Below are 20,180 nucleotides of genomic sequence, written 5' to 3' on the forward strand. Positions count from 1 at the left end.
ACATTCTCCTTTCTTCTATGGTAGATGTACATGGCTAACGTATTGCTCTAAAAGAGATGCTATGAATAAAAGAACGGCTGCTGCAAAAATCAATTGAAGCACAGTTAGGGTCAGTTTTTTTAATTCAATCGTTTCTCCTTTTATAAATCGATAAAGATAAATAAAAGGATAAGAGCTGACGATTGAGAACAGAATTAATCCAAGAACTTCTACAAAAGCATGAGGCAGGAGTCCTGTGAATAGCTGCTGTGCTTCGTGATTGACAATCAGATACTGAACGAGTTTGCCGATAATGTAGCCGTTGTAAAAAAGAATGCCCGCAGACATGATCCCGCCTGTAAAAGCTCCGATGCCTAATATTGCCATTCCAACTTGTAAATTGTTTAAGAAAATAGATAGAAAAAACATCTCTTCATCCTTTTTAAGATAAGGAATCTGATCATAAGGAAGAAGGCTTCCGATTAGCACAGCTGCAATAAAGATAGCAGCGTAGAGGTAACCGAGGCGTAGAATCAGTCTATTCTCCGATATAAAACATCTTATTTTTTTCAACATATTCAATCCCTTTATAGATGGTCTTGCGGCATAACACCCAGCAAATTACTGAAACGATCACAAAATATAAAGCAAACAGAACGCTTATGAGACTTGTAGAATGCTGCAAAATAGGTAGAAAAGAGGTCAAGATCATATAGTACATGAAAGGCAACACGAGAAAATTCCTTGCAAAGGCCTGTCCTTTATCGATAACTTCTATTTCTTCATTGGTTGTCCCTATTTCATGCTCGTGAATAAAATTGAATTTCGTTGTGAATGGAAACAAATACAGCTGAATCAATGGAAAAATGAAAAAGCCAATCCCCAATGCCACCAATTGAATGAGCATCTGAACATCAAAAAGGTGATATACACTCATGATTAATAGATTAATGAAAAGTAGAAAGAGTGATGGTATAGAAAATAAACAATAAAATAACTGGATTTTTGATAAGAAAAACTGCATAAGAGATGTTTGAGAAAGCTCATAGAGCCAAATATTCTTTTTTTCAGCACTCAAAGAAAATATAGAAGGGGTCAGTATTCTCATTTCATATGTTTGATTAGCTAAAATCATCACATTTAATGTGAATAATAGCTGAATTTGCAAAGCTTGATGATCAACAAGCGAGATCAAACCGGTCATAACCCCGACATAGAAGAAGGCTTCATATGACATGAACATATAATTAAAAAACTCTTTAGACAGCAGCCACCTTTTTTCTTTTAACACCTTAATGTCTTTTTGAATCAGCATATTCTTTTCAAACAGCGAGCCTTGAATTTTATCAAGTGCTTGAAAGTACCAATAAAATAAATCTTTAAAATGTTTTGAGCTTTGATCATGCTCTTTTCCAGTCGGAATCCAGCGAACAGGGGTCTTCATGACGAGTGTTGCCGCTAATATCACCACGAAAAATGTGACAGGTGAAGTAAAAAGCGCTAGAAATTGTAGAAATACCGAATCCTGTGAAAATAAAGCATGATGGATTTGCTGAAGATTATTCTGATATAAAGACATCAAGTTGTTTGAAAGTGTAATCCAAAACGCATCTTCTGCAAGCGAAGCAATTGATTGAAAAAGTTGTCGGAAGGTGTGATAAAAAGGGAAAATGATGTTCGATATTAGAACTCTTCCAAATAAGAAGAAAAGTAAAGAGATGCTTGCGAAAAAAAGAACACGAATGATCCCAATTTTTTTTACGACAATGTTATAGATGTAAGCACCAAATATCTTATTGCTGACCATAAAAAGTAAGAAGCCTGTCAATATAACATTGAGATGCTTCAACCAGAATATCCAGTCATGTGTTTGAGCAATGAAATATTGAAAGAGAAAATAGATCAAATAAGTGCTCAAGCTCGTAAATAGAAGCCATACCAACTCAGAAAACAAAAGCGTTTGAAAAAGGTGTCTTGCGGAAACAGGTGCAAGCTGTATCAACTCTTCAAAAGGAAGAATATGCGTTCTTCTATAAGATTCGATTCCTTTGACAATAGAGAAAAGGAACAAAAATATCACAAAAGCACTTTCCCATTCTATTTGATAGACCGGGGAGTAAAGATATGAAGAAATAACGAATACAATCAGGCATCCTAATAAAGTATCAAGAATGCAAGAAAATAATATGTATTGTGTAGAAGAAAACGATTTGAAAAATGGAACCCTGCGTATGATAAACTGAGCTAGATTTGAATATTGTTGTTTCATTCTAATTGATAGAAGTAGTGATAATAATGGATATAACATCTTCTCACCTGCATAAAAATTTAAATAGAAGGAGAACAAGTCTCCTTCTATTGGGTCATAAAATTGAATTACCAAGCAATAACAGCTTTACGGCCTTTTTTCTTAATTTCGTTTTTAAGGTACTGACGAATTGTCTCTTTACCAGCCGCTGCAATGAGAGAAAGACCACCCGATCCAACAGCAGTTAAAATGGAGACAATTGTTGTAACAGCACCGCCCGCTTCAACCACGTTCAGAACAACAGCTGCAACACTGCCCGGAATACCAAATTCTTTTGCTAGATCAGCAACGGGCAGCATTTGTAGCGAGAAGGAAAAAAGAGCTAGCATAAGGAATCCTACTGCTAAAGCACCAAAAAGAACATGTAGTTTGATTTCGTTTTTTGTTTCTGTCATATCAAATTCCTCCCTTTTTTGTATTTTTATTACTATTATATCTTAAGATATCTTTTAGTGCATCGCAATCCTTTTTTTTCATTTTTTTCATGAATTAGTTATAGATTAATATAAATAAAGTGAAAAGATAAGTGAGAAAAGAATCGTTTTTGCTAGAATAAAACACGTAAACATGATCGGAAATACCTTGTTTTTACAGATGGGGAAGCGAGTCTAATTTGCATATAGGTAAAGAGATATGTGCAGAGGGGCCAATATCCTTTGATCAAAAACTCTTTTCAAGATAAAATTGGAAGTATCCATTATTCTTTTGGAGGCGATTTTCTGAATATTCGATTGTTAACATCAGATGATGCTGAAGAATATGCAGCACTCAGACTAGAAGCACTGCGATTAAATCCAGAGGGCTTTGCGTTGAGCTATGAGGAAGAGCCAATCAATACAAAGGACAAATATAAAGCGCGTTTTGCTTCGGCCCAATCTATGTGGACTTTTGGCGCTTTTCATCAAGGACAGCTTGTGGGGGCAGTCACGCTCATCCAAGAAACCTTGCAAAAGTTAAAGCACCGAGCGAATCTGACAGCGATGTATGTAACACCTTGTGCCCGCGGAGTAGGAGCAGGCCAGGCCTTGATGACAAAAGCTCTTTCCTTTGCTCGAGAACGGGAGGATATCGAGCAAATGTATTTATCAGTGGTGACAACTAATCACTCAGCCAAGCGCCTTTATCGCTCTGTTGGATTTGAATCGTACGCTGTCGAAGAAAAAGCGCTAAAATGGGCTGATACATATGCAGATGAGGAAAAAATGGTTTTATTTTTATCATAGTCTGGAGGAGATAGAAGTGGATCAACAGGCCATGCGTATCATATTAGCAGCAGGACCCAATAGTGAGCTGGAATCTTTTGCACTGCGTGCAGCACTTGAAAACTTCGGCGTGAAAGTCGATATGCATTGGATTGGAAGACCGAATGATCTGATTCATGTGTTATCTGGTAGAGTTAGAGGAGAAATAGAATACCTTCTTTTATCGTTTCACGGTGAAGAAGGAGCATTTATCATGCCTGAATTAGGGGAAGATGTTTACGAAGATGGGGAGCCTAGAGATACTGCCTTTGGAGCGGATGAAATCAAGCGGTATGCCTCCTTAAAAGGAGTTCATGTCATCTCTACAGGCTGCACACTAGGAGAGAAAAAGTTAGCAGATGCTTTTTTAGAGGCAGGGGCTACATCTTATTCGGCGCCGGACGATTACATCGATGGGAATGCAGCATTTATCTTTGTGCTGACCATGCTGTACGAGCTCATGAACAATACAAAGACGGTCAGGGCGGCATTTGATCGAGCGCGTTCCATTGATGAAGAAACGAAATTATTTCAACTATATATGCAAAAGTAATCAAAGGACTGAGAAATCAAGTCCTTTTTTTATTCCTCTCCAAAAATGTGTCGAAAATGTGACAATTGTGTGATTTGCAAACTAAAAAGGGTGCATGCAAAGTCTATCCTACAAACACACGTCATTCAGGCATGGCGGCATCACGAGAGGAGAATTTTTGTGTCAATTAAATGGAAAGTCAGTCTTGTTCTATGCGGACTTGCGATGATCATCGGAATCGCCGCGTTTTATCATAATCAGCAGGCAAGCGGGACAGAGAAGAAGAAGGTAGAACCAGATGCGAGCTATAAAGAAGTTGAAATTGTAACCCTCGTGAATGACGGGAGATACTTGAGATATGCTGTGAACTATCCTGTGTTTCATCAAAAAAAGCTAGATCAAGAGATGAAAAGATTCGCAGAAACAGCGCTGGACAAATTCAAAACATCGTTTAGTGAAGCAAGTGATGTCGATGAAGATCATCGATACGAATTAAACATAGATTACGAGATTACTCATTATGCCAAACAAACTGCTGCGATCAAATTCAATACATATGAATGGAAAGGCGGAGTAAAAGGCGCACATGAAACGAAGATATTCAATTTTGATTTCAAGAAACAGCAGTTTTTATCAATAGATGATCTATTTTTATCAAAAAAAGAAAGTCTGCAAAAACTGTCTCAAATGACATTTGAGGAGTTGAAAAAAGATCGCTCTCTTGCGGAAAATGAGCATTTGCTTAAACAAGGAACATCTCCTAAGGCAGAGCATTATCAGTATTTTGCCATCAAAGATCGTTTTATTGAATTCTACTTCCCAGCAGGGCAAATTGCACCAGACAAAAAAGGTCCTCAAGTGCTGGCGATTAAGAAAACACTGCTTAAAGGAATGTTAAAGCCAGAATACATCAATAAAGAAAAGAACAAAAACGAGAAAAAAGAACCGATCGCAAAAAGAAAGATCGTAAAACTGCCAAAACAGGGAGGATTCAACCCAAATCAAAAAGCCATTGCCCTTACATTTGATGATGGACCAAATCCATCAACGACATCAAAAATCTTAACAGCTTTAAAAGAAAACAAAGGACATGCAACATTTTTTGTGTTAGGGAGCAGGGTTCAATATTATCCCGATATGCTAGGTGAAATCAGAAAAGGTGGAAATGAAATCGGAAATCATTCCTATAACCACCCTTTACTCACAAGACTGCCATTAAAACAAGCCATCAAACAAGTAGAAGATACGCAGCAAATCATTGAAAAAGCAGGCGGATTCACACCGACTCACTTTAGACCGCCATATGGTGGAACAAACGGGCAGATCAACGCGGCTGTCAACATGAAAGTCACACTTTGGGATGTAGATCCTGAAGACTGGAAATATCGAAACAGCCAATACGTCGCAAATTACATTCTTACACATGCGTCTAGCGGAGAAATCGTCTTAATGCACGACATCTATGACACCTCTGCCAACGCGGCTGTCACGATCATCAAGGAATTGACCAAACAAGGATATCAATTACTAACAGTCTCGGAGCTTGAGCAGTGGAAGGAAGCTCGGGCGAAAAAGGTGAATTGAATACGTAAAAAAGATGCGAGTCTTAATGGATTCGCATCTTTTTTAAAGCCAATTATGAGAATGAAGGGAAAATATGTTAAGGTGATTGTAGAAAGGGAGGGCTTCGAATGGTATTGATGAGGTTGATCAGCATATATATGCTGACAGCGTTTAGTTTGGGATTTGTCGTAAACTATGTATCTGGTTTGATGCTGCCCATCTATATTCTTGCGATGATTGGGCTCATTTTATGTCTCGCTCATATTGCGCTTCATTATATTCGGCGAATCAGAAATATGTTATTTGATGAGTAACGGGAAGATTTCCCCTATGGCAAAAACCTCCTGCTAGATGCGTGAGGTTTTATTTTTTCGGTTTTTGCTGTTCTAACAGTTGGATGATTTTCTCGTTGGACGCTTTGATTTGTCTCAAAAGAGAAACGATATTTTCTGTAAATCCCACGGTCACAACAAGTAAAATGATGATCATCCACATGCTCTGGCCTCCAATCGCTGACTACTAATACAGTATAATAAGAATGTATAAAATGAACAGTTCGTGCCATATATTCGGCAATTGAATGGAGAATGTTGAGGGGGATTTATTTGAAACGTGTAGACGTGGTTTCAGCTATTATTTATGATGAGGAAGAAAATTTATTAACGGTCAAGAATGTAAAGGGATATTGGGAACTTCCAGGCGGTGCTGTGGAAAAAGGTGAAGACCTGCAGCAGGCTGTCATCCGTGAAGTAAAAGAAGAGACAGGGTATGTTGTCAAAGTAAATGAACTTCATTCGGTTCGAGAAGCATTTTTTCAAGATAAAAAACATCACGCACTTATCATTACGTTCTTTGCGGAAATCACCGGAGGAGAGATGAACATTCTAGATCCGGATCATGATATTGAAGAAGTAAAATGGGTCAGTACTCAAACCTTTCAAAAGCTAAACCCAAAGCTATATCACATGCTAAAATTAAACCAACAAACACAAGCCTTTTATGATTTTGAGGGAAATAGAACAATTGGTTAAATCCAAATTGATATAGCCATGAAGGAGCGATATGGATGTTTTTATACTACGGCCCCACAGGAGCTCCAGTAGAAAATCCGGGAGAAGAATTCATGAAAAGGATCTTCTTTCAGGAGGGTGAAGAGTATTGGAAACAAGGTAACGGAGAATCTTCCATTGAGATAGAGGAAGATTGGGAATGCGAGACTCTAGTTTTCTTTTATACTGAACCGTATGGATTCTTTATCATCAGATATCCAGATTTTTTAGTCCCTTTTCAAAAGGTAGAAAAGATTGAAACGATCGAGCATTTGATCGCTGGGTCACCATTGCATGTGCCATCGTGTAGCTATGTCGACCGCAATCAGGCATATCAAATCATTCAACATTTTTTGACGACAAAAAAGGTACCTGATCTTGTTGAATGGGTCGAGTTGAGGAATATTGATTTTCATCATGATGTAGAAAAATTAGGGGAGTAAGGTAAAAGTGTGTATAGATGAAAGAATACATAGTTTAGATGAGAGTATGCATTTACATGTAGGGTATTATGAACAAGGTTTTGATTATGAAGGCGTGTTTTTTAAGAGTTTAGAAACAGGAAGATGGTTATTGTTTTTTGATGAGAAAAGTTACGGGTTAACGTTTTCAAAGAAATATGAGAAATGGCAAGATGTAGGGTTATTAATTGGGGAGTATCCTATTGAAGATAGCCAAATTGAGGACGAAGGTAATAAGATTTTTGAATATTTTTTAAAAGAAAACAATTTAGTGGAGTAAATGATGGTTAAACTTTGTTTATCGCTTAGTTTTTTCGGAGTGTTTTTTATTTGATGTTAATTTAATGTTTGTTTCTTTTTATTAATAGTATCCTTTTCAATTAAGAAGGAATTAAGGGAAGTTCATAATGACAAGATAAAAACAGACCAAGCTCGGTCTGTTTTTATAGAAGTTTCTTACTTTTTCAAGCTCCATATTGAGTTGAATAGAATCAATCACATTCACATCTCGTTTTCTTATTTATCTCAAACGATGTTTTTATCACACATAAGTGCATGAGAATTTCATTATTAAAGTCAAAAGGGGGGTGCAGAATTTAAAAATCGAATTTCACTTTTGCCCCATCATGCAATAATTCAGGTTCGTCATTTAGAAATACATCTCCTAAGTGAAGTGTGATTGAACTCAAATCTGAAACATCATCTACAAGTAAAGGAACTACAACCATACCTTCATTTTCGACTTTACCATAAAAAGAACCAACACCTTTATCCGTATACAAATTAGACTCATTGACTTCAATTTGTTTTTTTGTATTAGTGGTAATAACTTTAACACCAGAAAACAAAACATCTTTATCGGAAGTGTTTTCAGTCGTGTAAGTGATTTGTATTCTATGATATTTATCTTTTTCATATTGATTATCAGAAAGAAGCTCTTTATCGTCTTCACCTAAATTACTGTATTCAAAAACTTTAATATCTTGTATTTTCATCTTAATAGGACTTAAATCTATTTCTTTTTGTTTGTCGTTTATCTTTTTCAAAGTCAGTGTTGAACCATTTTTATCTTTCTTCCATTGCCCAATTTCTGTTAGAAGTCCTGATGTTGGTTTATTTTCTTTTTGGGCTGATTCTTTTGAACTCTCTTTACTCGTTTCTTCTTTTTTTGCCGGATCAGTTGAGCTGTTAGTGTTACCACAAGCAGTTAGAACTGCCATAAAGCATAAGAATAAAATTAGTTTAGCTTTTTTCATTAGTCTGCACCCTTCTATATACACATTTTAGTAATACAGGAAACATTATAATATAAAAAATATTAAATTGATGATTTTCGACAAAATAAGACAAAATAATTTATGACTTATAGCATGGGTTTAAAGTCACGAAACGTTCGGTAGCGAATTCATATGTAACATTGAAAAGAGATGCTATTTCATTTGTGAAATGATTATACGGTTGAATAGCTTTTATTTTTCTAAGCATAAATGTCGGAATACAAAACTTATATGCAAACCTCTTAGCCTGCATTTCCTGTAGCTCTCTAAACAGTGGGGCATGATTAATTGATTTCCTTCATGTCTAAGCGCATGACAAATTTCATGACCAAAATCTTGCCACTGTTCTTGAGGGCTGAGGCGGCAGCTATTATCAAAAGAAATGCAGCGAGACAGTAGCTTATTGCCGAAATAAAAAACAGACCTAGTGAGGTCTGTTTTTGTTAGAAGTTAGGAAGTTTATTTTCACTTCCCTTTCTCCCGCTTCCGTTTCTCCTTCTCCGCCCGGTAAAACTCATGAAACATCTTCATCAGCGCCCGCTTCTCAATCCGTGACACATAGCTCCGCGATATCCCAAGCTCTTTGGCTATTTCCCGCTGCGTTTTTTCTTTTTTTAAATCAAGGCCGAACCGGCCGACGATCACTTCTTTTTCTCGGCCGTCGAGAATATCGATATACTCCTTTACTTTTTCTAGCTCCATGTTGAGCTGAATGGTATCGATCACATCTTCATTTTCGGATTTTAAGACATCAATTAATGAAATTTCGTTGCCTTCTTTATCCTGACCGATGGGGTCATGCAAGGAGACATCCTTTTTTGTTTTTTTGAGCGCGCGTAAGTGCATGAGAATTTCATTTTCAATACACCGCGCCGCATACGTTGCCAGCTTTGTTCCTTTTCCAGAGGAATAGCTTTCGATGGCTTTAATGAGTCCGATCGTCCCGATGGAGATGAGGTCTTCAGCGTCTTCCCCGGTATTTTCAAATTTCTTTACAATATGGGCGACGAGCCGAAGGTTATGTTCAATCAGCATGTTTCTTGCGTGTTCATCGCCCTGTGCCATGAGGGCTAAGTATTTTTTTTCATCATCTCCCGAAAGGGGCTGTGGAAAGGCATTGTTTTTGACATAGGACACTAAAAACACCAATTCTTTGACCATCAATCCCATCGCTGTAAATACTCCTGCCACGATTTTCACCTCCACCATGTTTAGGCCGCTGCCTATATCCTCAAATGTATGTGAAGGAGGGATTGTCTGTGTCTGTACGATGAAAAAATCATCTTTTTCAAAAAAATCGTGCTTCTGTTCGTCTCTTTTTTATGTTTGCGGTTTCTTTGCGGTGCTTGGCGGTCAAGAAGCGTGCTAAAATATGTAATATTAGACCGAAAAGGAAGGGGTAATTTCGGAACATGGGGAAGGTTCTATCTTCACATGTAGGTATGAAAATTAATGAATGGTATCGAATGATACGGCAGTTCAGTGTTCCAGATGCGGAAATCTTGAAAGCGGAAGTTGAAGCGGAAATTGAACAGATGGAAGAGGACCAGCATTTACTGATTTATTATCAGCTCATGTGTTTTCGGCACCAAATCATGCTTGACTATATACACCCTTCAAAATATCAACCTTTCTCAGTATCTAATCTAGTCGATAAAATCGAAAATTCCAACCATGAGTTATCTGATATGCTGCATTATTACCATGCATTTTTTCGTGGCATGCATGAATTTAGTCAAAAAGAATATTTAGAAGCCGTCAAATATTATCGAGTCGCAGAAAAGCAGCTGTCTATGGTATTTGATGATATTGAGCAGGCAGAGTTTCATTTTAAAGTGGCAGAAGCCTACTATATAATGAAACAAACACATGTCTCCATGCACCATATTTTAAAGGCGCTGGAAATATACGATCAGCATGATGCGTATACCATTCGCATCATTCAATGTCTCTTTGTCATCTCAGGAAATTATCAAGATTTAAAACGAAAAGACCGGGCACTGCCTCATTTAAAAAAGGCAAAACAGCTCGCATCTCAAATTGATCACCCGCGCATATACAGTTCAGCGCTCTATAATTTAGGAAAATGTTATGGCGAGCTTGGCTATAGAGAGGAAGCGGAACGATATTTAACGGAATCCGCTGATCTTGCCCGCAAAGAGCTGCTCCCAACGCTTCCGCATACGCTCTATACGCTGGCGAAGCTGCTTTTTAGACAGAATGAACAGGCGGATGCCCTGCGCATATTAGAAGCTGGGAAATTGGCCGCAAAGAAGCATGAAGACCAGCTGTTCTGTCATATGTTTGAGTATCTGGATGCTTTATATGTTCAGGAAATCAATGAAGACCAACTGCAAAAAACCATTGATTATTTGGAAAAACTTAGCCTATACTCTTATATAGAGGATATCTCACTAGAAATTGCGACAGCCTTAGAAGCCTCTCAACAATACAAAAAGTCCAACCAGTATTATCAGAAATTATTATGGGCTCAAAATCAAATCCAAGAAGGAGAGTGTCTGTATGAATTCTAAGCAACGTTCGACAGTTGAAGAGAGAAACCAAACGTGAAACAAAGAGCGGGCCAATATGGCCGGCTTTTTTTATTTGAAAAAAAAGCGGATATGAGCATGAATTGATGAGAAAGCGGGCAATTTATCGGTAATGATGTTCGGTGGAGGAGGCGGTCGAATGAGAGGGCTGCATATCTTGATGTGTATATGGCTGCTATGTGCTATTATTCCTAATAAAATAGAGGCACGTACATTAAAACGAGTGGATCTTGAAAAAACGGGACGTGCCTTTTGGGATGTGAGAGCGGAACGGAAAAAGATTGCGATCACCTTTGATGATGGACCTCATCCAGTGTATACAAATCAAATATTGGATGTACTGAAGGAGCATCAAGTGAATGCAAGCTTTTTTGTGATAGGGAGCCGAATTCATACATATCCAATGATCGCAGAACGGATTGTGGACGAAGGGAATGAACTCGGCAATCATACGATGAATCATACGTATTTTGACCTTTTGTCGTCAAAGGAGATCAAGCGGGAATTAAAAGAATCAGCGGCTCATATCGCTTCACTCCAGCCTGGCGGTCCCTTATTATTTCGCCCTCCTGGTGGACGCTTAACAATGAAATCATTCCGCATTCTATCAAAGCAAGGGTACGATGTGGTCATGTGGTCCTTTACGCAAGATCCGAAGGACTGGTCAAGACCAGGCGCACGTAAAATTGCAAGCCGAATCATTGATCATATTCAAGGCGGCGATATCATCCTTTTACATGATGGCGGAGGTAATCGCAAGCAAACGGTAGAAGCATTGAAACAAGTGATTCCTGAGTTGAAGAAGAGGGGCTATGAATTTGTAAAAGTAAGTGAACTGCTGCACCATGACAAAGCATATATGCCTGTTCAGCTGCAATAGACAGCATTCGCCAAAAACATTCATTCATTGAAACCAAAAGTCTTGTCGTTTACTATATGAAGAGGGCTTTTGGAGGTGAATGTTGTGAAGAAATATGTTTTCCTTTTCATCCTATTATGTGTTGCTGCTGGGTGCTCAAAGCCAGTACAAGAAAGCGTCATTGCATTTGGTGACAGCAATACAAGAGGATCAAACTGGGACTTTCGAGATTATCCAACATCTGAAAAATGGGTGAATCTCATGAAAAACGTCGAGCGCGGCCAAATTCAAGTGAAGAATGCAGGCATTGGCGGGCAGACGACTGAAGACGCGAAACTTCGCTTTGAGCAGGATATTTTAAAACAGAAGCCAACTTACGTCCTCATCATGTTCGGTACGAATGATGCGGCGATTTTAGACGGGAAACATCCCCGAGTGACGAAAAAACGGTTTAAAGAAAATTTAACCTACTTCATTTCTGAAAGTAGAAAAGAAGGCATTACCCCGATTCTCATGACCTGTGTGCCTGTTGTAGAAGGCGGGAAAAAGGGCTTGTATTATTACTCTAGATATAAGTCATCTTATTTTGCCGGGAGAGGCGGGGCAAGAGCCTGGCAAAACTCTTATAATGACATCACAAGAGAAGTAGCGAAGGATGAGCAGGTGCCGCTTGTCGACAACTGGAAAGCTTTCATCCGAGAAGCTGGAGAAGATAGTGATCATGCCCTGATTCAGTCTGGCTTGATCGACCCTTCTGGCAATCATATGACACCAAAAGGGGCGAGAATTATTTATAACGAAATCAAAGAGCGTGATGTCATCAAACATTTTTAAATGATGGCCATCTGCCTAAACAAGACCATCCATCCAGCATAGTCTAACAGTATATCTTCCTAGAAGGAGGTAACTGATATGTGGGGATGTCCTTATCCTTACCCTGCGTGTTCGCCTTATCCAGCACAAGGAGCAGGAATCGGTTACGCTTTTCTTGTTGTGTTCCTTGTGGTCATTTTAGTCGTAGGCGGAGGGTTATGGTTTTGGAATGAACAGCCTTGCAATTAAGACACCTCTTCTTACATCAGAAGGGGTGTTTTTTACGGAAAATAGTAGTAAGCCTATAGCGCAAGTGATATAATATCAGTCACCTGAGTTTAAAAAAGGAGAGTGCTCGGGAGGCATGGTTCCTGTGATATGGAATTAAGAGGAAACAGAGAGCATATGCCCGAGCGAACGTCTTTTCATTTCTGTCTCAATTAATTCAATGAAGTCGCGATTTAAGTTCATTTCATTTGCTTTATAATACGATTCTATAAGTAAATCATCTGACAGCTTTTTCATACTAGAAACCCATATGATGGGAAAAACACCTCCCCTGAAAAAGTTGGCATAAAATTTGAGGAAAAGACATATCATCATAGGTTGATCGACTGTCTTTGAAGTACCTTTAATCTACCATGAATGGGAAACAAGAACAATCGTTCTGTTATCCACATGGTTAAGTGGATAACTTGTGGGTAGAGTGTTTATAATTGAATGAAAGCGTGATGAAATATAGGTGGATAATGTGTGTAAAATTATCCACACCTGTTGAAGGTCCTCGTCATATGTCGAAAACTTTTTCATTGTATTCGATAGACAGACAAATTGTGATTTGATTCGACACAATCGCTGAAAACCAATGGAAGAAAGGGTGCAAATTGTGCTAAAGAAGTATTTCTTACCGGATGAATTTGTGAAAAGTATTTTCCACATTTCACCGCAAAAATTAAAAGAACGAAATGTAAAAGGAATTATTACCGATCTAGATAACACACTAGTAGAATGGGACCGTCCAAGTGCGACACCGCGCTTAATTGAATGGTTTCAAGAAATGAAAGATCACGGGATACAAGTGACGATTGTATCGAACAATAATGAAAAAAGGGTCAAGCTTTTTTCTGAACCGGTTCATATCCCGTTTATTTATAAAGCGAGAAAGCCTATGGGAAGAGCCTTTAATAAGGCAGTCGCTGATATGCAGTTGAAAAAAGAAGATGTGGTTGTCATTGGGGATCAGCTCATGACAGATGTTCTTGGCGGGAATCGTCATGGCTTCCATACGATTTTGGTCGTTCCTGTTGCTGCCTCGGACGGATTTTTCACAAAGTTTAACAGGCAGATTGAACGCAGAATTTTAGGAGCCTTAAAGCGTAAGGGCCACATTCAGTGGGAGGAAGAGTAATAATGGAAAAGGTTGTTTGTATTGGCTGCGGTGTAGCCATTCAGACGGAAGATAAAGATCAATTAGGATATGCGCCGGCAGCATCTCTATTGAAAGAAGATGTGATCTGTCAGCGCTGTTTTAGGTTAAAGAACTACAATGAGATTCAAGATGTTTCTTTAACAGAAGACGACTTTTTAAATATATTGCACAGCATTGGAGAGACAAATTCTCTCATTGTGAAGGTCGTTGATATTTTTGACTTTAACGGAAGCTGGATCAATGGGCTGAGCCGTATTGTCGGCGGTAATCCGATTTTACTTGTCGGCAACAAAGTGGATATTTTACCGAAATCCGTGAAAAAAGATCGTCTGATTCATTGGATGAAACGGGAAGCAAAGGAAAACGGATTAAACCCTATCGATGTTTTCTTGATCAGTGCAAGCAGAGGCCAGGGTGTGCCTGAGGTGATGGAAGCGATCGATCATTACCGCGAGGGAAGAAATGTCTATGTCGTCGGCTGTACGAATGTTGGAAAATCAACATTTATCAATCGAATCATCAAAGAAGTATCTGGCGAAGAGAACGTCATTACTACATCCCAATATCCAGGTACTACACTTGATGCGATTGAAATCCCGCTTGATGACGGGTCTGCTTTATTCGATACGCCGGGCATCATCAACCGCCATCAAATGGCGCACTATGTCAGCAAAAATGACTTAAAGATTTTAACGCCGAAAAAAGAATTGAAACCGAGAACGTTCCAATTAAATGAAGCACAAACGCTTTATTTTGGCGGACTGGCTCGATTTGATTACGTAAAAGGCGGCAGAACATCATTTGTCTGCTATATGCCAAATGAGCTGAACATTCACCGGACAAAGCTGGAGAACGCAGATGATTTATATGAAAAACATGCAGGGGAACTGCTGTCACCGCCATCAAAAGAGGGAATGGAAGATTTCCCGCCGCTCGTTCCGCATACCTTTACCATTGATCAGCCAAAAATGGACATCGTCTTTTCAGGTTTAGGCTGGGTTACTGCAAATGATGCGGGCAAGCAAGTCAAAGTTTATGCGCCAAAAGGCGTTCATGTGTTTATGAGACGTTCGTTAATTTAAATGTTCAAAGGGGGAGAGACCTTGAAACCTTTATACGGAGTAATCGGTAACCCTGTTGGCCACTCAATGTCTCCGGATATTCATAATGCAGCACTAAAGGACGCTGGAATTGATGGACATTATCATGGCTTTCAAGTAGAAAATGATGACCTGAAAGATGCGATTAGCGGCATGAAGGCGTTAGGAATCAGCGGCATTAACGTCACTGTTCCGCACAAGGTAGAAATCATGAAGTACCTTGACAAAATTGATGTGACAGCTGAACGCCTCGGTGCCGTCAATACGGTGCGGCTCGAAGGGGATCAGCTCGTTGGGTACAATACAGATGGAGAAGGCTTTCTTCATTCATTGCTTGAAGCCTTGGATCAGCCGTTATCAGAGCTGTCATTTCTCTTGATTGGTGCTGGCGGAGCGGCAAGAGCGATTTATACGACAATTGCTCAGTATGCACCGAAGAGCTTTGATATTACGAACCGCACCATTGAAAAAGCTGAAGCTTTAATTGAAAGTGCAGAGGGAAAAATCACATCTCAAGCAATCACATTAAATGCAGCAGAAGAGCGGCTTGGGGAATATGACGTCATCATCCATACGACCTCGATCGGCATGTATCCGAATGTTGAAGAAACCCCGATTTCTTTAGCGAACGCAAAAAAAACAGCGGTCGTTTGTGATATTGTGTATAATCCAATAGAAACAAAACTGCTCAGTGAAGCAGCAGGTTTAGGCTTGAAAACAGTGGATGGGGTTGGCATGTTTGTTGGACAAGCAGTAAGAGCCTTTGAACTGTGGACAGGCATTACGCCTGACGCCGGAAAAATGAAGTCAATTGTCATAGAGAAATTAGGAGGAACACCATGTTAAAAGGTAAGCAAAAACGTTTTTTACGTGCACAAGCACATCATTTATCACCTATTTTTCAAGTTGGAAAAGGCGGGGTAAATGACAATATGGTCAAGCAAATTTCCGAGGCGCTTGAAGCAAGAGAACTGTTAAAGGTCAGCGTATTGCAAAATTGCGACGAGGACAAAACGGAAGTTGCGAAAGCACTTGTAAAAGGTGCAAAGGCTGAACTCGTTCAAACGATCGGAAATGTGATTGTCCTTTACAAAGAATCTAAGGAAAATAAACAAATTAAGCTGCCGTAAAGGTGGATACGATATGAAAAAAATAGGGTTGTTCGGCGGTACGTTTGATCCTCCCCATAACGGGCATTTGCTGATGGCAAGTGAAGTGCGGATTCAAGTGGGGCTTGATGAAATTTGGTTTATCCCAAACCATATGCCTCCTCATAAAACTGGACGGAAACGAGCAGATAGTCATCACCGGATAAAAATGGTGGAGGCGGCGATTCAGTCAAATCCATATTTTCGGCTTGAGCTCATTGAAATGGAGCGGGAGGGTCCGTCTTATACGGTAGATACAGTCGATCTGTTAAAGAAGCGTCATCCAGAAGATCAGTTCTTTTTTATGATAGGAGCGGACATGGTCGAGTATTTGCCAAAATGGCATCGGATCGATGATTTGCTTCAAATGATCACCTTTATTGGGATGAAAAGGCCGGGTTACGTTGGAACTACGGGATATCCTCTTTTATTTGCAGATGTTCCAGCATTTGATGTATCATCGACATTGATTAGGCAGCGAATAGAGCAGGGGAACCCTGTCGATTATTTGATTCCGAAAGCTGTTGAGCGTTATATAAAGGAGCATCATTTATATGAATCGTGAAGAAGCATTGAACTGTGTCAAAGAGCAGTTAACAGAGCATAGATATACACATACACTCGGAGTCATGAAGACAGCCATTTCATTAGCGGAACGGTTCGGTGCAGATGTGAAAAAAGCAGAGATCGCCGCTATTTTTCATGATTATGCGAAATTTAGGCCAAAAGAAGAAATGAAGGGGATTATCCAAAAAGAACAGATGAACCCTTTATTGCTTGAATATTCGCCCGAGCTTTGGCACGCCCCGGTTGGTGCCTATTTGGTCAAAAAAGAAGCTGGAATTGACGATCAAGATGTGTTAACAGCTATTGAATTTCATACTTCCGGCAGACCAGACATGACCTTACTTGAAAAAGTCATTTATGTCGCAGATTATATTGAACCAGGACGTCATTTCCCTGGTGTCGAAGAAGTAAGGGAGTTAGCAGAAAATGATCTAGATCGTGCACTGATCCAATCATTAAAAAACACCATCAGTTTTCTAATGAAAAAGAATCAGCCAGTCTTTCCAGATACGCTTGCTACTTACAACTCGCTTGTGCATAAGAACAACTAAGGAGGAATTTTGGATGGATTCATCATCAATTTTAAACGTCGCAGCAGGAGCATGCGATGATAAACGGGCTGAGGATATTATTGCCCTTAATATGCAAGGAATCTCACTTGTTGCAGATTATTTTCTCATTTGTCACGGGAATTCTGATAAACAAGTGCAAGCCATTGCAAGAGAAGTAAAACATCTTGCAGAGGAAAGCGGAATCGAAGTGAAGAAGATGGAAGGCTTTGATGAAGCAAGATGGGTATTGATTGACCTAGGTGATGTCATTGCCCATGTGTTCCACAAAGAAGAAAGAGGATACTACAATCTAGAAAAGCTATGGGGAGATGCGCCGAGAGAAACCCTTTCACTTGGCATTAACTCATGATTTATCAAGGGTTTGCAGGTGTGTATGACGAGCTCATGACACATGCACCTTATGATGAATGGGTTCAGTGGATCCAGCAGTATATGAAGCCGAATGCTGCCATCATCGATGTAGGCTGTGGAACTGGAGAGATTTCTCTTCGATTAGCTGAAAAGGGCCACAAGGTCACAGGAATTGACCTCAGTGAAGAAATGCTGGCCTTTGCGCAGCAAAAAGCGCAGGCGAAAAAGCAGTCGATTCAATTTTTACATCAAGATATGAGAGAGGTTACGGGCTTTGAACAAGCCTTCCAGGCAGCCGTTATTTGCTGTGATTCCTTGAATTACTTAAAAAACGAAAATGACGTCAAAAAAACCTTTAAAAACATGTTTCAGCTTTTAGAGGCAGATGGGGTTTTACTTTTTGATGTTCATACGCCTTATAAAATGGAAGAGGTATTCCCAGGTTCGACTTATGCAGATCAAGATGAAGAGATCAGCTATATTTGGCAGAGTGATAAAGGGGATGACATGTATTCGGTCATACATGATTTAAGCTTTTTTGTAAAAGACGGAGACATGTATCAGCGTTATGATGAGACACATGAACAGCGCACATTTCCATTTGAAACATATGCAGCGTTCCTTGAGTCCGCGGGCTTTGAACAAATAGAAGTGACTGCTGATTTTACAAATGAAGCCCCCGGTGAATTCGCCGAAAGATATTTCATCTCAGCTAAGAAACCAAAAACCATCGTTTAATAGAACGATGGTTTTTTAAAACCCTTTTTTCGCTTATTGCAAAGATGATTAATTTCTGCGATCATCAGTGAACACACTTGGCGGATATTGATGCGCAACTGCTTCTAGATCTTCATCGAATTTTTTATGGGTATTTTGAAAGAGACGGTAAAACATATCTTGCACACCTGCTTCAAGTGCTTTAATGCCTTCACCAGTGACGCCGCCTTTCACACATACTTTGTCTTGCAGTGTCGGAAGGGTATAGACTCTTTTTTCAATCAAACGGCCAAGACCAACAAGCATATCCTCTGATAAGGTGGTGGCTTCTTCTTTAGAAATATCCGTTTCTTCTACGGCTGCTTCAATCATTTTCTGAACGAGAAAACTGATAAAAGCAGGTCCGCAGCTGACAATATCGGAAGCCGCTCTTGTAATTGAATGATGGATCTCGATAGGTGTTGAAATGCACGAAGCTAACTGTCTTAACGCAGTTTTTGTCCCGGCATTGCATGATGAACCAAAAGTTAAAAGTGATGCGCCTGATAAAGCGCGGTTTGTAATGCTTGGAATCAGCCTGGCTGTTTGACAAGGAACGATATCCTGAAGCTGTTCAGGATGAACCGGACTTGTAATGATGACAATGGTTTGTTGCTCCGTTAGAAGAGGGCTCAGCTCTTTTAAAAGTGGATAAATATCAAGTGGTTTGACACAAACAAAAATGAAATCTTTATTCGTGACAGCCCCTGAAAGCTGTTTCGTTACTTCAAGCTCTGGATGGTTCTTTTTTATATTGAACGCTTTTTCAATGGTTCGGTTTGTAATGGTGATCGATGAGGGATTGACTGCCTTTGATTCAATAAATGCCTCAGTAAGTATGGTACCCATGTTTCCTGTACCGATTAACCCTATATTCAAACGTTCTCCCTCCTTAGACGCATAGGATCTGTTATCTTCTAAACAGTATGTTGAGCAGTAGAAAAATATGATTGAAAGAAGCGTGAGTAAGTGAAACGATTCATTTCATTAAAAAAATACAGTCTTTATATCGCCGCTGGACTCATAGTCGTGATCATCTTCAGTTTCTTCTTTTTCACTGGAAGAGGAGAGGGCAGCAGAGAGCCAAGTGTATTGAAGGAAAATAAAGACACACAATTCACATTAGAAGACAAACAAGAAAAGACAGAAAAAGAGCCATCGACGATTTTTGTAGAGGTCAAAGGAGCTGTAAGGAAGCCAGGTGTTTATACGTTTCAATCTGATGCTCGGGTAGAGGAAGCGATTCAAAGGGCAGGAGGCTTTACCAGCAAAGCAGACTCGATTGAAATCAACCAAGCAGCTAAATTAGAGGATAGTATGATGATTTATGTTCGGAAGCAGGGGGAAGCGGAAAGAGAGACGCAAACAGCATCAGCTGACGCATCAACGGGCGTTGAAAAGAGTGAGGGTGTGAATGTCAATCAGGCCGATGCAGCCGAATTGCAAACCATTAACGGCATAGGACCAGCTAAAGCCGAAGCTATCATTACGTATAGAGAGGAACACGGAGAATTTCAACAAATTGAAGACTTGCGGAACATTTCAGGTTTTGGGGAAAAGACGATTGAACGGCTGAAAAGTCAATTGACCGTGAAGTAGAATTGACGTTAGAGAAGAAAGGCA

30 protein-coding genes are annotated in these 20,180 nt (G+C 39.5%); 20 read left to right on the forward strand and 10 right to left on the reverse strand.

All coding sequences use genetic code 11. The features are described from left to right. Nucleotides 1–15: 15 nt before the first annotated feature. The 3 genes from BAE31_RS10900 to BAE31_RS10910 form a co-directional block, all read right to left on the reverse strand. Entirely contained in the window at nucleotides 16–555 is a 540-nt protein-coding gene (locus BAE31_RS10900) for a stage II sporulation protein M (protein ID WP_226014623.1), read from the reverse strand. Further along, the gene (locus BAE31_RS10905) at nucleotides 518–1,828 is read right to left on the reverse strand and encodes a hypothetical protein (protein ID WP_249895860.1); all 1,311 of its coding nucleotides are present in this window, start codon (nucleotides 1,826–1,828) and stop codon (nucleotides 518–520) included. Before BAE31_RS10905 ends, BAE31_RS10900 begins: the two co-directional genes overlap by 38 nt. Before the next feature lie 527 nt (nucleotides 1,829–2,355). Next, a complete protein-coding gene (locus BAE31_RS10910; RefSeq protein WP_024423066.1) occupies nucleotides 2,356–2,682 on the reverse strand; it encodes an uberolysin/carnocyclin family circular bacteriocin in 327 nt (108 codons plus the stop codon). A gap of 261 nt (nucleotides 2,683–2,943) precedes the next feature. Here BAE31_RS10910 and BAE31_RS10915 point away from each other — a divergent pair, with 261 nt between their 5' ends. From BAE31_RS10915 to BAE31_RS10930, 4 genes are all read left to right on the forward strand, one after another. After that, nucleotides 2,944–3,510: a GNAT family N-acetyltransferase gene (locus BAE31_RS10915; RefSeq protein ID WP_249895861.1), complete on the forward strand. Its 567-nt coding sequence runs from the start codon at nucleotides 2,944–2,946 to the stop codon at nucleotides 3,508–3,510. Between the two features lie 16 nt (nucleotides 3,511–3,526). Next, nucleotides 3,527–4,081 (forward strand): delta-aminolevulinic acid dehydratase, encoded by a 555-nt coding sequence (locus BAE31_RS10920; RefSeq protein WP_076840434.1) that lies wholly within the window; start codon nucleotides 3,527–3,529, stop codon nucleotides 4,079–4,081. A 159-nt stretch (nucleotides 4,082–4,240) separates the two neighbouring features. Further along, nucleotides 4,241–5,644 (forward strand): polysaccharide deacetylase family protein, encoded by a 1,404-nt coding sequence (locus tag BAE31_RS10925; protein WP_076840435.1) that lies wholly within the window; start codon nucleotides 4,241–4,243, stop codon nucleotides 5,642–5,644. A gap of 107 nt (nucleotides 5,645–5,751) precedes the next feature. Continuing rightward, nucleotides 5,752–5,937, forward strand: coding sequence for a hypothetical protein (locus BAE31_RS10930; RefSeq protein ID WP_076840436.1), 186 nt, complete (start codon nucleotides 5,752–5,754; stop codon nucleotides 5,935–5,937). 49 nt (nucleotides 5,938–5,986) lie between these two features. Here the strand turns inward: BAE31_RS10930 and BAE31_RS20035 are convergent, their stop codons facing one another. Further along, complete coding sequence (locus tag BAE31_RS20035) at nucleotides 5,987–6,118, reverse strand: hypothetical protein (RefSeq protein ID WP_283936071.1); 132 nt, start codon at nucleotides 6,116–6,118, stop codon at nucleotides 5,987–5,989. A gap of 110 nt (nucleotides 6,119–6,228) precedes the next feature. On the opposite strand from BAE31_RS20035, the gene BAE31_RS10935 reads away from it, so the two are divergent. Genes BAE31_RS10935 through BAE31_RS10945 form a run of 3 tightly spaced genes read left to right on the forward strand, consistent with a single transcriptional unit; the run spans nucleotide 6,229 to nucleotide 7,413 of the window. Then, nucleotides 6,229–6,654 (forward strand): NUDIX hydrolase, encoded by a 426-nt coding sequence (locus BAE31_RS10935; protein WP_076840437.1) that lies wholly within the window; start codon nucleotides 6,229–6,231, stop codon nucleotides 6,652–6,654. 35 nt (nucleotides 6,655–6,689) lie between these two features. Continuing rightward, entirely contained in the window at nucleotides 6,690–7,115 is a 426-nt protein-coding gene (locus BAE31_RS10940) for a hypothetical protein (protein WP_076840438.1), read from the forward strand. Nucleotides 7,116–7,122: 7 nt separating this feature from the next. Beyond that, nucleotides 7,123–7,413, forward strand: coding sequence for a DUF3986 family protein (locus tag BAE31_RS10945; RefSeq protein ID WP_226014620.1), 291 nt, complete (start codon nucleotides 7,123–7,125; stop codon nucleotides 7,411–7,413). Nucleotides 7,414–7,729: 316 nt separating this feature from the next. On the opposite strand, the gene BAE31_RS10950 is transcribed toward BAE31_RS10945, so the two are convergent. The 4 genes from BAE31_RS10950 to sigK all read right to left on the reverse strand — a co-directional run bounded on the left by BAE31_RS10950 (nucleotide 7,730) and on the right by sigK (nucleotide 9,604). Further along, nucleotides 7,730–8,389, reverse strand: coding sequence for a hypothetical protein (locus BAE31_RS10950; RefSeq protein WP_076840439.1), 660 nt, complete (start codon nucleotides 8,387–8,389; stop codon nucleotides 7,730–7,732). A 100-nt stretch (nucleotides 8,390–8,489) separates the two neighbouring features. Next, nucleotides 8,490–8,663: an ImmA/IrrE family metallo-endopeptidase gene (locus tag BAE31_RS19805; protein ID WP_083703996.1), complete on the reverse strand. Its 174-nt coding sequence runs from the start codon at nucleotides 8,661–8,663 to the stop codon at nucleotides 8,490–8,492. Next, entirely contained in the window at nucleotides 8,603–8,806 is a 204-nt protein-coding gene (locus BAE31_RS20090; RefSeq protein ID WP_349642600.1) for an ImmA/IrrE family metallo-endopeptidase, read from the reverse strand. The genes BAE31_RS19805 and BAE31_RS20090 overlap by 61 nt, the downstream gene beginning before the upstream one ends. A gap of 69 nt (nucleotides 8,807–8,875) precedes the next feature. After that, nucleotides 8,876–9,604: an RNA polymerase sporulation sigma factor SigK gene (gene sigK, locus BAE31_RS10960; RefSeq protein ID WP_034738387.1), complete on the reverse strand. Its 729-nt coding sequence runs from the start codon at nucleotides 9,602–9,604 to the stop codon at nucleotides 8,876–8,878. A 218-nt stretch (nucleotides 9,605–9,822) separates the two neighbouring features. Here sigK and BAE31_RS10965 point away from each other — a divergent pair, with 218 nt between their 5' ends. From BAE31_RS10965 to BAE31_RS19690, 4 genes are all read left to right on the forward strand, one after another. Next, nucleotides 9,823–10,944, forward strand: a complete 1,122-nt coding sequence (locus BAE31_RS10965; protein WP_041086294.1) for a response regulator aspartate phosphatase — start codon at nucleotides 9,823–9,825, stop codon at nucleotides 10,942–10,944. Between the two features lie 157 nt (nucleotides 10,945–11,101). Next, complete coding sequence (locus tag BAE31_RS10970; RefSeq protein ID WP_076840440.1) at nucleotides 11,102–11,842, forward strand: polysaccharide deacetylase family protein; 741 nt, start codon at nucleotides 11,102–11,104, stop codon at nucleotides 11,840–11,842. 84 nt (nucleotides 11,843–11,926) lie between these two features. Next, nucleotides 11,927–12,655: an SGNH/GDSL hydrolase family protein gene (locus BAE31_RS10975; protein WP_024423053.1), complete on the forward strand. Its 729-nt coding sequence runs from the start codon at nucleotides 11,927–11,929 to the stop codon at nucleotides 12,653–12,655. A 78-nt stretch (nucleotides 12,656–12,733) separates the two neighbouring features. After that, nucleotides 12,734–12,883: a hypothetical protein gene (locus tag BAE31_RS19690; RefSeq protein ID WP_162842499.1), complete on the forward strand. Its 150-nt coding sequence runs from the start codon at nucleotides 12,734–12,736 to the stop codon at nucleotides 12,881–12,883. A 135-nt stretch (nucleotides 12,884–13,018) separates the two neighbouring features. On the opposite strand, the gene BAE31_RS10980 is transcribed toward BAE31_RS19690, so the two are convergent. Continuing rightward, on the reverse strand, nucleotides 13,019–13,159 hold the full coding sequence (locus BAE31_RS10980; RefSeq protein WP_003217327.1) for a sporulation histidine kinase inhibitor Sda: 141 nt from the start codon (nucleotides 13,157–13,159) through the stop codon (nucleotides 13,019–13,021). A 361-nt stretch (nucleotides 13,160–13,520) separates the two neighbouring features. Between BAE31_RS10980 and BAE31_RS10985 the strand changes: the two genes are divergently transcribed. The 8 genes from BAE31_RS10985 to BAE31_RS11020 are packed head-to-tail and all read left to right on the forward strand — an operon-like array spanning nucleotide 13,521 to nucleotide 18,539. Further along, complete coding sequence (locus BAE31_RS10985) at nucleotides 13,521–14,042, forward strand: YqeG family HAD IIIA-type phosphatase (RefSeq protein WP_008356191.1); 522 nt, start codon at nucleotides 13,521–13,523, stop codon at nucleotides 14,040–14,042. Between the two features lie 2 nt (nucleotides 14,043–14,044). Beyond that, nucleotides 14,045–15,145, forward strand: a complete 1,101-nt coding sequence (gene yqeH / locus BAE31_RS10990) for a ribosome biogenesis GTPase YqeH (RefSeq protein ID WP_076840441.1) — start codon at nucleotides 14,045–14,047, stop codon at nucleotides 15,143–15,145. A 21-nt stretch (nucleotides 15,146–15,166) separates the two neighbouring features. After that, complete coding sequence (gene aroE, locus BAE31_RS10995) at nucleotides 15,167–16,009, forward strand: shikimate dehydrogenase (protein ID WP_076840442.1); 843 nt, start codon at nucleotides 15,167–15,169, stop codon at nucleotides 16,007–16,009. Beyond that, a complete protein-coding gene (gene yhbY, locus BAE31_RS11000) occupies nucleotides 16,003–16,293 on the forward strand; it encodes a ribosome assembly RNA-binding protein YhbY (protein ID WP_008342507.1) in 291 nt (96 codons plus the stop codon). Before aroE ends, yhbY begins: the two co-directional genes overlap by 7 nt. 13 nt (nucleotides 16,294–16,306) lie before the next feature. Continuing rightward, on the forward strand, nucleotides 16,307–16,876 hold the full coding sequence (locus tag BAE31_RS11005; RefSeq protein ID WP_041106943.1) for a nicotinate-nucleotide adenylyltransferase: 570 nt from the start codon (nucleotides 16,307–16,309) through the stop codon (nucleotides 16,874–16,876). Further along, nucleotides 16,866–17,429 (forward strand): bis(5'-nucleosyl)-tetraphosphatase (symmetrical) YqeK, encoded by a 564-nt coding sequence (gene yqeK / locus BAE31_RS11010; protein ID WP_076840443.1) that lies wholly within the window; start codon nucleotides 16,866–16,868, stop codon nucleotides 17,427–17,429. The genes BAE31_RS11005 and yqeK overlap by 11 nt, the downstream gene beginning before the upstream one ends. A 13-nt stretch (nucleotides 17,430–17,442) precedes the next feature. Next, on the forward strand, nucleotides 17,443–17,799 hold the full coding sequence (gene rsfS, locus BAE31_RS11015) for a ribosome silencing factor (RefSeq protein WP_003217467.1): 357 nt from the start codon (nucleotides 17,443–17,445) through the stop codon (nucleotides 17,797–17,799). Then, nucleotides 17,796–18,539 (forward strand): class I SAM-dependent DNA methyltransferase, encoded by a 744-nt coding sequence (locus BAE31_RS11020; RefSeq protein ID WP_041106941.1) that lies wholly within the window; start codon nucleotides 17,796–17,798, stop codon nucleotides 18,537–18,539. Before rsfS ends, BAE31_RS11020 begins: the two co-directional genes overlap by 4 nt. 48 nt (nucleotides 18,540–18,587) lie before the next feature. Here the strand turns inward: BAE31_RS11020 and comER are convergent, their stop codons facing one another. Next, on the reverse strand, nucleotides 18,588–19,436 hold the full coding sequence (comER, locus tag BAE31_RS11025) for a late competence protein ComER (protein ID WP_076840444.1): 849 nt from the start codon (nucleotides 19,434–19,436) through the stop codon (nucleotides 18,588–18,590). Between the two features lie 90 nt (nucleotides 19,437–19,526). On the opposite strand from comER, the gene BAE31_RS11030 reads away from it, so the two are divergent. Next, nucleotides 19,527–20,156 (forward strand): helix-hairpin-helix domain-containing protein, encoded by a 630-nt coding sequence (locus tag BAE31_RS11030; protein WP_076840445.1) that lies wholly within the window; start codon nucleotides 19,527–19,529, stop codon nucleotides 20,154–20,156. Nucleotides 20,157–20,180: the final 24 nt, after the last annotated feature.

Source organism: Bacillus sp. I-2 (assembly GCF_001974945.1).
Taxonomy (GTDB): domain Bacteria; phylum Bacillota; class Bacilli; order Bacillales; family Bacillaceae; genus Bacillus; species Bacillus safensis.

What these genes read in the sequence shown, in the direction of transcription:
- yqeH (WP_076840441.1), top strand. Translation starts at nt 14,045, where the DNA reads ATGGAAAAGGTTGTTTGTATTGGCTGCGGTGTAGCCATTCAGACGGAA.
- BAE31_RS10940 (WP_076840438.1), top strand. Translation starts at nt 6,690, where the DNA reads ATGTTTTTATACTACGGCCCCACAGGAGCTCCAGTAGAAAATCCGGGA.
- BAE31_RS19805 (WP_083703996.1), bottom strand. Translation starts at nt 8,663, where the DNA reads ATGCAGGCTAAGAGGTTTGCATATAAGTTTTGTATTCCGACATTTATG.
- BAE31_RS10980 (WP_003217327.1), bottom strand. Translation starts at nt 13,159, where the DNA reads ATGAAAAAGCTGTCAGATGATTTACTTATAGAATCGTATTATAAAGCA.
- BAE31_RS10970 (WP_076840440.1), top strand. Translation starts at nt 11,102, where the DNA reads ATGAGAGGGCTGCATATCTTGATGTGTATATGGCTGCTATGTGCTATT.
- BAE31_RS19690 (WP_162842499.1), top strand. Translation starts at nt 12,734, where the DNA reads ATGTGGGGATGTCCTTATCCTTACCCTGCGTGTTCGCCTTATCCAGCA.
- BAE31_RS10930 (WP_076840436.1), top strand. Translation starts at nt 5,752, where the DNA reads ATGGTATTGATGAGGTTGATCAGCATATATATGCTGACAGCGTTTAGT.
- BAE31_RS10910 (WP_024423066.1), bottom strand. Translation starts at nt 2,682, where the DNA reads ATGACAGAAACAAAAAACGAAATCAAACTACATGTTCTTTTTGGTGCT.
- yqeK (WP_076840443.1), top strand. Translation starts at nt 16,866, where the DNA reads ATGAATCGTGAAGAAGCATTGAACTGTGTCAAAGAGCAGTTAACAGAG.
- BAE31_RS20035 (WP_283936071.1), bottom strand. Translation starts at nt 6,118, where the DNA reads ATGTGGATGATCATCATTTTACTTGTTGTGACCGTGGGATTTACAGAA.
- BAE31_RS11005 (WP_041106943.1), top strand. Translation starts at nt 16,307, where the DNA reads ATGAAAAAAATAGGGTTGTTCGGCGGTACGTTTGATCCTCCCCATAAC.
- BAE31_RS10900 (WP_226014623.1), bottom strand. Translation starts at nt 555, where the DNA reads ATGTTGAAAAAAATAAGATGTTTTATATCGGAGAATAGACTGATTCTA.
- BAE31_RS10965 (WP_041086294.1), top strand. Translation starts at nt 9,823, where the DNA reads ATGGGGAAGGTTCTATCTTCACATGTAGGTATGAAAATTAATGAATGG.
- BAE31_RS10950 (WP_076840439.1), bottom strand. Translation starts at nt 8,389, where the DNA reads ATGAAAAAAGCTAAACTAATTTTATTCTTATGCTTTATGGCAGTTCTA.
- BAE31_RS11020 (WP_041106941.1), top strand. Translation starts at nt 17,796, where the DNA reads ATGATTTATCAAGGGTTTGCAGGTGTGTATGACGAGCTCATGACACAT.
- rsfS (WP_003217467.1), top strand. Translation starts at nt 17,443, where the DNA reads ATGGATTCATCATCAATTTTAAACGTCGCAGCAGGAGCATGCGATGAT.
- yhbY (WP_008342507.1), top strand. Translation starts at nt 16,003, where the DNA reads ATGTTAAAAGGTAAGCAAAAACGTTTTTTACGTGCACAAGCACATCAT.